The sequence below is a fragment of the Delftia sp. S65 genome, from assembly GCF_016516495.1.
Classification (GTDB): Bacteria; Pseudomonadota; Gammaproteobacteria; order Burkholderiales; family Burkholderiaceae_C; genus Comamonas; species Comamonas acidovorans.
In genome coordinates this window covers 67,999-78,378 of the sequence record NZ_JACVUR010000030.1, presented here as the reverse complement: position 1 = coordinate 78,378, position 10,380 = coordinate 67,999, and the positions used below count along the sequence as shown (strand labels likewise).

At 59.7% G+C, this 10,380-nt stretch carries 12 protein-coding genes and 1 pseudogene; 5 read left to right on the top strand and 8 right to left on the bottom strand.

Annotated elements, in window-relative coordinates:
• On the bottom strand, positions 1-298 hold a 298-nt coding region (locus tag IAE24_RS21230), incomplete at its 3' end, for a hypothetical protein (RefSeq protein WP_200016385.1).
• Positions 299-426: 128 nt separating this feature from the next.
• On the opposite strand from IAE24_RS21230, the gene IAE24_RS21225 reads away from it, so the two are divergent.
• On the top strand, positions 427-870 hold the full coding sequence (locus IAE24_RS21225; RefSeq protein WP_199961089.1) for a hypothetical protein: 444 nt from the start codon (positions 427-429) through the stop codon (positions 868-870).
• Here the strand turns inward: IAE24_RS21225 and IAE24_RS21220 are convergent.
• From IAE24_RS21220 to IAE24_RS21200, 5 genes and pseudogenes are all read right to left on the bottom strand, one after another.
• Positions 845-982 carry a hypothetical protein gene (locus IAE24_RS21220; protein ID WP_199961090.1) on the bottom strand — a complete coding sequence of 46 codons (138 nt, stop codon included), beginning with the start codon at positions 980-982 and terminating at the stop codon, positions 845-847. The two genes, IAE24_RS21225 and IAE24_RS21220, sit on opposite strands and share 26 nt — an antisense overlap.
• Before the next feature lie 68 nt (positions 983-1,050).
• Complete coding sequence (locus tag IAE24_RS21215; protein ID WP_199961091.1) at positions 1,051-1,461, bottom strand: hypothetical protein; 411 nt, start codon at positions 1,459-1,461, stop codon at positions 1,051-1,053.
• Positions 1,458-1,745 carry a hypothetical protein gene (locus IAE24_RS21210; RefSeq protein WP_016453658.1) on the bottom strand — a complete coding sequence of 96 codons (288 nt, stop codon included), beginning with the start codon at positions 1,743-1,745 and terminating at the stop codon, positions 1,458-1,460. The genes IAE24_RS21215 and IAE24_RS21210 overlap by 4 nt, the downstream gene beginning before the upstream one ends.
• A 226-nt stretch (positions 1,746-1,971) precedes the next feature.
• The gene (locus tag IAE24_RS21205; protein ID WP_199961092.1) at positions 1,972-2,955 is read right to left on the bottom strand and encodes a tripartite tricarboxylate transporter substrate binding protein; all 984 of its coding nucleotides are present in this window, start codon (positions 2,953-2,955) and stop codon (positions 1,972-1,974) included.
• 77 nt (positions 2,956-3,032) lie between these two features.
• Positions 3,033-3,521: pseudogene (locus IAE24_RS21200) on the bottom strand (CoA transferase); the annotation flags it as partial.
• Positions 3,522-4,123: 602 nt separating this feature from the next.
• Here IAE24_RS21200 and IAE24_RS21195 point away from each other — a divergent pair.
• The 4 genes from IAE24_RS21195 (at position 4,124) to IAE24_RS21180 (ending at position 7,914) form a co-directional block, all read left to right on the top strand.
• Positions 4,124-5,908, top strand: coding sequence for a S8/S53 family peptidase (locus IAE24_RS21195; protein WP_199961093.1), 1,785 nt, complete (start codon positions 4,124-4,126; stop codon positions 5,906-5,908).
• 144 nt (positions 5,909-6,052) lie between these two features.
• Positions 6,053-6,706: a cytochrome b/b6 domain-containing protein gene (locus tag IAE24_RS21190; protein ID WP_442778746.1), complete on the top strand. Its 654-nt coding sequence runs from the start codon at positions 6,053-6,055 to the stop codon at positions 6,704-6,706.
• Positions 6,703-7,494: a molybdopterin-dependent oxidoreductase gene (locus IAE24_RS21185; protein ID WP_180317364.1), complete on the top strand. Its 792-nt coding sequence runs from the start codon at positions 6,703-6,705 to the stop codon at positions 7,492-7,494. The genes IAE24_RS21190 and IAE24_RS21185 overlap by 4 nt, the downstream gene beginning before the upstream one ends.
• Before the next feature lie 105 nt (positions 7,495-7,599).
• The gene (locus IAE24_RS21180) at positions 7,600-7,914 is read left to right on the top strand and encodes a pentapeptide MXKDX repeat protein (protein WP_012204972.1); all 315 of its coding nucleotides are present in this window, start codon (positions 7,600-7,602) and stop codon (positions 7,912-7,914) included.
• Between the two features lie 161 nt (positions 7,915-8,075).
• Here IAE24_RS21180 and infA read toward each other — a convergent pair whose 3' ends face one another.
• Both infA and IAE24_RS21170 read right to left on the bottom strand, forming a co-directional pair.
• Positions 8,076-8,339: a translation initiation factor IF-1 gene (gene infA / locus IAE24_RS21175; protein WP_012204971.1), complete on the bottom strand. Its 264-nt coding sequence runs from the start codon at positions 8,337-8,339 to the stop codon at positions 8,076-8,078.
• A gap of 513 nt (positions 8,340-8,852) precedes the next feature.
• A complete protein-coding gene (locus IAE24_RS21170) occupies positions 8,853-10,241 on the bottom strand; it encodes a GntP family permease (protein ID WP_016453662.1) in 1,389 nt (462 codons plus the stop codon).
• Between the last annotated feature and the right edge of the window lie 139 nt (positions 10,242-10,380).

The following is a 10,380-nucleotide window of genomic DNA, read 5'->3' as shown; positions in this document are numbered from 1 at the left end:
CCGGCGGGGGTGGGGGGGGGGGCCCGCCGGCGCGGGGCCCGCCGGCCGGCATGGCCACCAGCTGCCCATTCAGGCTGCGGCAGGTGCCGGCCAGCGTCTTGCCATCGGGCATGGTCAGCGTCACGCTGTCGCCCTCGGCCTTGCCCTGGCAGGCCGTATAGGCCTCGGGCGGCGGCGACGGCGGATTGCCGTGTCCCCCGTGGCCCTGCGCATGGCTGCAGGCCGCCGCGAAGGCCGCCACAGCCAGCACCAGGGCCGGGCGAATGCGTGAAGCGTTGGTTTGCGAGAAAACAATCATGGTCTTTTCCTGGAGTTGCACAGGAATTCTTGCGACCAATCTGGGGGGAAATTGGGAGAAGTGGGGACGAGCTGGTACAAGCTCACAGAGCGAGTGAGGCAACAAGCTCTGCATCGCACAACAGAACCATGAAACCAATAAGATTCCTGCTGCTGGCCGCCCTGCTCGGCCCACCCGCTCTTGCTGCAGATCTGACCGTGATCGAAATGCATGCGGCAAGCGGCAATGATCGCCCGTACAGCCTGGATGGCCAGCGGGTCAGTCCGGCTCAGTTGAGAAACACACTCTCCAGGAAGCTGACCGCAGCCCCCGATGCCAAAAGCACGGCACGCATTGCCGTACTGGTCGATCCTGATGTGAAGGTCGGCGCCCTCTCCGAGCTTCGCGGTCTGGTGATGAAAGTGGGATTCGGCATGCCGCGCTATTTCATGACGACGCGGGTGAATGACAGGCTCTCCGAGATCCAGGTGAACTACAGCCCGGTCTTCCCGAGAAGCGGGCTGGAGGCGGTGATGTCGTCCGGCCAACCGGCTGCAGATCCGTCGCTCACAACGCCAGCGCCACCCCGCTGAGCCGCGCCAGCGCCTGCAACTTGCCGACCAGCGCGGGCGGCAGGGGGAATGCCTTCGGCGCGGTGGCAGGCATGGGCAGTGCGCTGGTCCAGGGGTGCAAGGACTCAGTCAATGCGTTGCAGCTTCTGGCGAAAGAACATCGCACCGTCCGCATAGCTGGCGGCCGTGGCAGAACCCTGCTTATTTGGACACTGCCTGATAAGCGGCCTGCACAGCGCGCACAAGGGAAGGATGCAGGACTCCCAACTTGGGCGTCTGTCCATGGGGAGCTGCAGGCGGCACTGCAAACCACTCTGCCGTATACGGCAGATCCAGGGCCTGCTTGAGATTGAATTTCGTGTCATAGCTCAACCCGGCAGCCGCATAGGCCACGGGATTGCGCTCGCGCAGGATGGCGAACTCGCCCTGGTACAGCGTGGTAGTGCGCTGGCTGGTGCCGTAGGCGACTCGCACCGTGAACTGCGGAGCATCGTCATCGAAGACCACCAGGATCAGCGCGGGCCGAGGCTTGGGTCCGGGACTGATGTCTTGCGGGAAATAGCACCAGACGATGTCGCCCGCCGTGGGCTCATCCCACCAAGGTGCGGTCACAGCGTCTCCAAGTCGAACAAGCTCGACTTCACCGAGCGTTGCTCACCTTGCGGCACTTTTTTCTTGATTTGCCTGACCTGGGCTGCCGTCAAGGGGCCGTCATCCGCCTCGTACTGCGGCAGCATGCGTACGGCAAGCTCATGCAGCGCACGGTGTATCGCCTGCGTTTCATCAACACCAAGATGCTCGGCCAGACGCTTGGCGGTTTCTCGCGTGACGCCGGTGGCGCTGTCCACTGCGCGGTAGCGGAAGGCAATCTGGTTGGCGTTTGTGCGGGTCGGCATATTCAACTCCTTTGGATATATCAAAGATATCCACCCTGCCAGTACATGTCAACGATGCCCATGAATCGACCATGCCTCGGGCATGTCGGCAAAGCGGTACGACCCGGACCTTTTCACACCCATCTGAAGACTGCCTGCGCGGCCGTGGGGCCTTGCGCGCAAGACAGCAGCGCATTCAGAAACTACGCCCGCAGGATACAGACGACCAAATGAGGGCCATCCGGACTTACTCCAACACGACATTGGCTTTCTTGACCAGGCGCGCAAAGCGTTCCTGCTCGGAGCGCAGGAACTGGGCTGCCGCCTCGGGGCTGTTGAGCACGGTGTATTCGTCGCGCCGTGCAAAGCCGGCCTTGACCTCGGGGTCGGCAAAGGCAGAGGCGATGCCGTCGTGCAGGCGGCGCACCTGGGCGGGCGGCATGCCCTTGGGGCCTATGGCGGCCACCCAGCCGGCGATGTCCACGCCGGGAAAGCCCTGCTCTGCCACGGTGGGCACATCGGGCAGCGATGCCACGCGCTCGCGGCCCATGATTCCGATGGCACGCAGCGCGCCGGATTTGAGGTGCGCCTGCGCCGTGCCCACGGCGATCACGCCGAAGTCCACCTGCCCGCTGAGCAGGTCCACCACCATCTGGCCCACGCCCTTGTAGGGAATGTGGCGTGCCGTGGTGCCGGCCGCGTCCAGAAAGACTTCGGCCGCGAGGTGGAAGATGGTGCCGTTGCCGGACGAGGCGTAGTTGAGGTCGCCGGGCCGCGCCTTCATGAGCGCCTGCAGTTCGCGCGCATTGCGCGCCGCCACCTTGGGGTGGACGACCAGCACGAAGGGAGAGCCGCCGACGATGGACAGCGGCGTGATGTCGGCCAGGCTGTCGTAGGGCAGCTTCTTGAAGACGCTGGGGTTGACGGCGTGGTTGTTGGAGATGAAGGCGATGGTGTTGCCATCGGCCGGCGCCTTGACCAGCATCTGCGTTCCCGTGATGCCGCCCGCGCCCGGCAGGTTCTCTATGACCACGGGCTGGCCGCCCAGCGAGCGCACCAGCGCCGTCTGGGCCGAGCGCACGATGGTGTCGGCGCCCGAGCCTGCCCCCACGGGCAGGATGACGCGCAGCGGCGTGCCATTTTGGGCGCGCACGCCCAGGGCAGCGGCCCCCAGCGATGCGCCGGCCAGGGCCAGCAGGGTGCGGCGGCGGAAGGGATGGGACGAGTGCATGGGGTTGTCTCCTTTTTGTGTTGTCTCATGCGCGCCGGGGTGGTTTTTCTGCGGCCTTCGGCGCCCGGGGATGGCTGTCAGGTCCGTGATGCAAGGGCTCCGAGGATTTCTTCGGTGTGCTCGCCAATTCCGGCCAGCGGCATGCGCACGCCGGGGCGGTGGCCGTTCATGAGCAGGGGCAGCAGCACCACGTCGGTCTGGCCGCCGTCTTCGGTCTGCATGGAAGCCAGGCCGCCGCTTTGGCGCAGGTGCGGGTCGTCCACCAGTTGCTCGGGCCGAGTGATGGGCGCGTAGGGAATGCCTGCGGCCTCCAGCTGCGGCGCGAGCCGGGCCGATTCATGGCTGGCCAGGATGGCGCCCAGCTCGGCCAGCAGTTGGGGGCGCACGGCCACGCGGGCGGCGTTGTCGGCGTATTCGGGGCGCTGCAGCAGGTCGGCGCGGTCCAGCACGCGGCACAGGGTGGCGAACTGCTTGTCGCTGACGGCGCCGATGAACAGCTGCTCGCCACCGGCCAGGGTGAACACGTCGTAGACGCTCCAGGCCGATACGCGCGAGGGCATGGGCGGTAGTCTGGGCAAGCCGATTCCAGCCAGAGCGGCGTGCACACGATACCGCTCACCGCTCCCTGGCGCCAGTTCGCCATCTGCTTCAGGGACAACAGCCAGCTATAGCCTGGGGCACACACTCTGGTGGACTATCTCCCGGGGCGCGCGTCGTAGCTGCTATTCAGCGAGCAAGCCCTTATCCATCTCTGTAATGCAGATTTGTGAAGCCACCAAGACTCCAGTCATCATCCGTGCAGGATCTGCATGCTACGAGTCAATCAGAGATGTTCAACAAAAGAGGTGTATCGCAACGTCAATGCAAAGAGTATTGCACCCAATAGCCATCAAAAATCGCAAGCATACAAACCATTCTTTAGCGAATTTTTCTTGCATCCGATAGCAATAGTCAATAGCATGTGCATGAGCCCACCAAACAGTTGGCATTGGCTCGTAGAGCAAAAAATAACACTTCGCCAAAAACACTTTCTTCTGAAGAGTTTTTTCTCAAAAAATCTCCAAATGCAGATTGCATAATCTCTATTAAATATCAACGCATTTATTAATCCCCAATTATTCCCAAAAACTTTCCGCAACCACAAATCGAGGTATTTATGAATCTAAAAATGCAATCATCAATCTTTTCTGCATTTATCTTTTCGCTTGCAAATCCAGTACATGCTCAAGACGTTGAGAAATTACATTTAATCCATTTAAATCCATTTGTGATTCAAGCGCATGAAGAGGAAGCAATTGCGGCAGGATTCAACAGCTTCGCACCCAATACCCTCCTCCAGAACAACAACATTTTTCTAATTAACAAAAATCCCGAGGAAGAAAAAGAAGAACCATCAATCGGTATCGAAAAAACAAAGTTACAAATATTCGATATTCTTTCAGTGAAAAATTCTTCAGTCTTCAAAAAATCATCTTCCATCAACTTCAAAAATAAAGCCGCATTAATCCCAGCATTCTATGCAAATCTCACCAAAGATGATGCGCAGCTCATAAGAAATTCCGGATATGCCATATCTGTTGACCTTGTACAAAATCATAATTTGGAACTGCAGCTATCCAACTACTACGACATCAATTCAGCAGGGGAGATAACCCCCTGGGGAAAGCAGGCAGTCAACGCGAATGATGCATTATCAACCAACAATGTCTACTACATAATAGATTCACCATACTACAACAATCCGCTTGGCAGCGAAATAAATCTAATTCACTCGGAATCTACAGGATCAGACAACAGCAGTCATGCTTCGTACATCCTCTCCCTGGTCGGAGGCAGAGCAAATAACGCAAAAATAAAAGGCATCAACCCAGACCAACCCATTATTCATTTCGGAATGAAATTGGATCCTGTAGACGTTCTTGTCTCCATGCCTGAGCGAATACATAGAGCAGCCTCTTTGGCCGAGCAACGAGGAGAATTTTCCACCCTCAATCTATCCATGAATCTTAGAGCAATAAATGCCGAAGATAATTTTATGAATAGCAACTCCATCGTAGGAAGAGCACTAAGAAGAGCATCTTCAAGACTCTTCATTACACAGTCAGCAGGCAATCACGATCAAAACGCATGTCTGGCCGCTTTCAACTATGGATACAACCATGATCCATTTGACGGAATAATGGTAATCGGAGGCACAAACCGCTTTGGTGAACGATATCAGACCAAACAATATCCTTACCCATGGGATGAGATAAAGGCCTCTAGCTATGGACCATGTGTTGAAGCATGGGCTCCAGGCGGAGACATCACTTCGACATTAATTGACGGAACTCTCTTCTCATTATCTGGAACTTCATTTGCGGCCCCCATAGTCTCGGCAATTGCCGGAAGATACGGAGGAAAATACACCAGACCGATTGAAAGGGAAGCCTACATTCGAAACAACTTGGTTTTTACAGGAAAATATGAAGGAGCATCAGACTCCAACCTCCCCATAAAGCTGGTGAAATATACACCTCCATGGCAACAAAATATCCCCGAAGTGCTTCCTGTCTCCGGAATATACTCAAACACGAGCACCAGCAATTTGTCTCGCCTTACGGATGGAAGGTTCTTTGACAATATAAATTGGAGTGCTGGAAGAAACTGGGGAAGTGTGGTGCTGGATTTGGGATCCTCTAGAAATCTTGCAGGCATCCGACTCATGATCCGCTCATCATCGGATGGCGGAAGAATTGATTTTGCAGTTCATGGAGGAAACAGCCTCAATACAACCGGACCAGGATCCCCTTCTGTTTCACCCAACCCTATAGCTTACAAAACAATCCACGATCAGTATGACCTGATTCCATATTACATCCCCATTTCAGGAAATTATAGATACGTAATGATTGAGGCAAATAATTATTCATCGTGGCTGGCTTATTCAGAAATCGAGGTATATGGAAAATAAATATCCAAATTTTTGCATCTTGAATATCGGCCGAATTTTACTTGAATTTCCACAAATTCACTGATTATCTTACACAAGAGGCCTGATAAATATCACAATTAATTGAAGTTTGCGTGATACATCCGCTACAGGGTCCCTCCAACAATGGGACCCATGAACACCGCCCTTATCACCCCCCAACCGGCACAGCCCCAGGATGGCCAGCGCATCCACCCGCTGTGGCTGCGCCTCACGCATTGGCTCAATGCGCTGGCCGTGGTCATCCTGGTGACCAGCGGCTGGCGCATCTACAACGCGGCGCCGTTCTTTGATTTCAGCTTTCCGGGCTCGATCACTCTGGGCGGCTGGCTGGGCGGGGCGCTGCAATGGCATTTCGCGGCCATGTGGCTGCTGGTGTTCAACGGATTGCTGTACCTGCTGCTCAACATCGCCAGCGGCCGGTGGCTGCGCAAGTTCTTTCCCGTCAGCGTGCGGGGCGTGCGGCAGGACCTGGTGGCCGCCCTCAAGGGCCGGCTGTCGCATGCCGACCCGGCCCGCTACAACCATGTGCAAAAGCTGGCCTACCTGTTCGTGGTGCTGGACCTAGTGGTGATCGTGCTGTCGGGCCTGGTGCTGTGGAAGTCGGTGCAGTTCCCACTGCTGCGCGAGTTGCTGGGCGGCTATGAGTCCGCACGGCGCGTGCACTTCTTCGGCATGTCCGCGCTGGTGGCCTTCGTGGTCGTGCACCTGGCAATGGTCGCCCTGGTGCCCCGGACCTTCCTGACCATGATCCACGGCCGTGCGCCCAAGTCCCCATGAAAATCTTCAAAGCCCCTTCCCTGCCCGGCGTCGATGGCGAGGCCGTGGTGCGCGAGGCACGCTCGCTGATCGCCCGCAAGCTGGACCAGCCCGCACGCCGCGCCTTTTTGCAACGCTCGCTGACGCTGGGCGGCCTGTCCCTGCTCACGGGCTGCAGCATCAGCGATGACAGCCACGTCGAGGCCGCGCTCAGCCAGGTATCGCGCTTCAACGACCGCGTGCAGGGCCTGCTCTTCAGCCCCACGCGGCTGGCGCCCACCTATTCAGCAGCCGAGATCACGCGCCCCTTCCCCTTCAATGCCTACTACGGCGAGGACGAGGTGCGCGAGGTGGACGGGGCCAGCTGGCGCCTGGAGGTGACCGGCATGGTCGCCGACCGCCATGCCTGGACCCTGGCCGAGCTGCGCGCCATGCCGCAGGACGAACAGATCACGCGCCATATCTGCGTGGAAGGCTGGAGCGCCATAGGCCGCTGGGGCGGCGTGCGCTTTGCCGATTTCCTGCGCCACATAGGCGCCGACACCAGCGCCAAGTACGTCGGCTTCAAGTGCGTGGACGACTACTTCACCAGCATCGACATGGCCACGGCCCTGCATCCGCAGACGCTGATGGCATTGACTTACGACGGGCAGCCCCTGCCGCCCAAATATGGCTTTCCGATGAAGCTGCGCATGCCCACCAAGCTGGGCTACAAGAACCCGAAGCACATCCAGGCCATGTTCGTCACCAACACCTACTCCGGCGGCTACTGGGAAGACCAGGGCTACAACTGGTTCGGAGGCAGTTGAGCGGCCTTCCAAGCCGCTGGGCCGCCAACGAAGGTGCGAGGCCGGGCCCATCCAAAGCCGGCCGATTTGCAATCCCGCAAACCGCTAATCCAAAGGAAGACTCAAATGACCAAGCTCACCACCACCCTGCTCGCCACCTGCCTCGCCCTGGCCGGTGCCACCACGGCATTCGCTGCGGATGAGATGGCGAAGGACGGCATGTCCAACGGAGCCATGTCCAAGGATTCGATGTCCAAGGATGGAATGAAGAAGGACTCCATGGCCAAGGACGGCATGAAGAAAGACTCCATGTCCAAGGACGGGATGAAGAAGGACTCGATGTCCAAGGACGGCATGCACAAAGATGGCATGCACAAGGACGGCATGTCCAAGGATGGAATGAAGAAGGATTCCATGGGCAAGGACGCCATGTCCAAATAAGCAGACGGACTCGCCTGATCCGTCTGGTGCCCTCCAGGCGGTCGGGCCGTCGGGGCTGCTTGGAAAGCTGACTGGGGCTGCCGATCAGGCAACCAGGCACAGAGCCCGGTCCTGCCTGCGCCCCGAGTGCCCGCTCTGCAACAGAAGCGGGCCGGCGGGCTTCAGCGGCGCTGCGGAGGACGCGGGCCCGGTGCGCCGGAGCGTTGCTCGATGTGGCGGAACGTGAGGCGACCCTTGTTCAGGTCATAGGGCGACATTTCAAGTGTCACCTTGTCGCCGGCCAGCACGCGGATGCGGTGCTTGCGCATTTTTCCGCCGGTATAGGCGATGAGCTGGTGGCCGTTTTCCAGCGTTACGCGGAAGCGGGAATCAGGCAGCACTTCGTCTACCCGGCCTTGCATTTCGATCAGTTCTTCTTTAGCCAATGGGACTCCTGTGAGTACATGTTGAAAGGGTTGCGTCGCCGCAAGTTGCTGGTGCAGCACCATGCTGCGGCCTTGGGCCAGCGCAGGATGACCGCTGCACGCAGGCAGCGGAGCATCGAAAAAGGGAAAAAGAGGACCCTGCAGGTGGCAGGGAGAGTGCGGACCCGGGAGGTGGGTTGGATTCGCGTGGTGCTCGCCGTTGAGAGTGACAGTTGCGGACCTCGTCACAGATTTTGTGACAGTGGGCGGCTAACGGCAGCCCGGAGACCGCGAAGGTGTCAGACGGGCACTGAGGAGGCGAACAACAAGGACAGCACCTCCATCAGTATAGGTGAATTGCCGGCCGCGCGTTGAAGCGGCGCCGGGTACCGCACCTGTACGGGGCGGCATTTTCCCTGTCGCGACTGGGGCAATTCGCAGTCGAACCGGAAGTAGTGCCCTCTCTTGGTGGTTGCCGCGGCATCGAAGCGGCCGCCGGCGGCCCGCCTCATGCCTTTCACTCATGCCTTTCACCTATCCCAGCTTGGGCAGCAGATTGAACAGCAACACCATCAGCAGGCCCACAAAGGACACGATGGACTGGACCACGGTAATCGTCTTGGTGGCCTCGCCCATGCTCATGCCGAACGACTCCTTCACCATCCAGAAGCCCGCGTGGTTGGCGTAGTTGAAGAACAGCGAGCCGCAGCCAATGGCCAGCGCCAGCAGCGGCACGTTTAGCGAAGGATCGGAGGCCGCCAGCGGCGCCAGCAGGCCCGCCGCGCCCACGATGCCCACGGTGGCCGAGCCGGTGGACACCGACAGCAGCATGGCGATCATCCAGCCCAGCACCAGCGGAGGCAGGGCGAACTGCTGGGTCATGTGGACGATGGCATCGCCCACCTTGGCGCTGGTCAGGATCTGCTGGAAGGCACCGCCGCCCGCAATGATGAGCATGATGCCGGCGATGGGCTTGAGGCTCTGGCCCAGCGCGTCGCGCAGCTTCTCGGCATCGGCGCCGCGCAGATAGCCCAGGGTGATGGAGGCAAACACCACGCCCAGCAGCATGGCCACCAGCGGATTGCCCAGGAAGGCCGCCGCATGCAGCAGGCCCGAATCCTTGGGCAGAAGCACCTCGGCCAGCGCATGCACCAGCATCAGCAGCGCGGGCAGCAAGGCGCACAGCACGCCCATGCCGATGCTGGGCGCACTGCCCTCCCCGCCTTCCTTCTTGCCTGATGTGAACTGCTCCAGCAGGGCTGCATCGGGGCGCGTGCTCATGCGCGGCGTGATGAAGGCGCCGTACAGCGGGCCACCCAGCACCATCGCGGGAATCACGGCCAGAAAGCCGTACAGCATGGTCGGGCCGACCGTGGTGTGCAGTGTGGCGATGGCGGTGAGCGGGCCCGGGTGCGGCGGCACCATGCCGTGCATGGCGGCCAGCGCGGCGATCACGGGCACACCCACATAGACATAGGCCGATCCCTTGAAGCGCTCATTGCTTTCCAGCTTGCGCGCCACGCTGAAGATCAGCGGCAGCATGACCACCAGCCCCACCTCGAAGAACATGGGAATGCCGATCACGAAGGCCACCAGGGTCATGGCCCAGGGAATCATGCGCTCGGACGTGCGCTGCAGGATGGCACTGGCCAGCCGCTCGGTGGTGCCGGAGTCCGCCAGGATCTTGCCCAGCATGGCGCCCAGGGCAATCACCACGCCCACCGCGCCCAGTGTCTTGCCGGCCCCGTTGGTGAGGTTCTTGACGATCTCGCCCGGCGCCATGCCCGTGGCAAAGCCCACGCCGATGGAAACCACCAGCAGGGCCAGCAAGGGATGAAGACGGATGCGCGAGACGATCAGCGCGACGAGGACCAGCACGCTGGCCAGCGCGATGAGCAGCAGTTGGGTATCGAATGAAGACATAGGAAGCTTGGAGTTGTGATTCTTGCGACGGACGCCCGCACGCTGGCGGCATGCGGTTTCCGATCGCTGCAAATCGTATGCCTGGCCCTGAGGGGGAGCTGTAGGCTCCGGGCTTGTTCGCACGGGCAGCCGCTACGCG

Excerpts from the sequence above, each read along its gene's own strand:
- IAE24_RS21225 (WP_199961089.1), top strand. The coding sequence starts at position 427 with ATGAAACCAATAAGATTCCTGCTGCTGGCCGCCCTGCTCGGCCCACCC.
- IAE24_RS21210 (WP_016453658.1), bottom strand. The coding sequence starts at position 1,745 with ATGCCGACCCGCACAAACGCCAACCAGATTGCCTTCCGCTACCGCGCA.
- IAE24_RS21205 (WP_199961092.1), bottom strand. The coding sequence starts at position 2,955 with ATGCACTCGTCCCATCCCTTCCGCCGCCGCACCCTGCTGGCCCTGGCC.
- IAE24_RS21195 (WP_199961093.1), top strand. The coding sequence starts at position 4,124 with ATGCAATCATCAATCTTTTCTGCATTTATCTTTTCGCTTGCAAATCCA.
- IAE24_RS21190 (WP_442778746.1), top strand. The coding sequence starts at position 6,053 with ATGGGACCCATGAACACCGCCCTTATCACCCCCCAACCGGCACAGCCC.
- IAE24_RS21185 (WP_180317364.1), top strand. The coding sequence starts at position 6,703 with ATGAAAATCTTCAAAGCCCCTTCCCTGCCCGGCGTCGATGGCGAGGCC.
- IAE24_RS21180 (WP_012204972.1), top strand. The coding sequence starts at position 7,600 with ATGACCAAGCTCACCACCACCCTGCTCGCCACCTGCCTCGCCCTGGCC.
- IAE24_RS21170 (WP_016453662.1), bottom strand. The coding sequence starts at position 10,241 with ATGTCTTCATTCGATACCCAACTGCTGCTCATCGCGCTGGCCAGCGTG.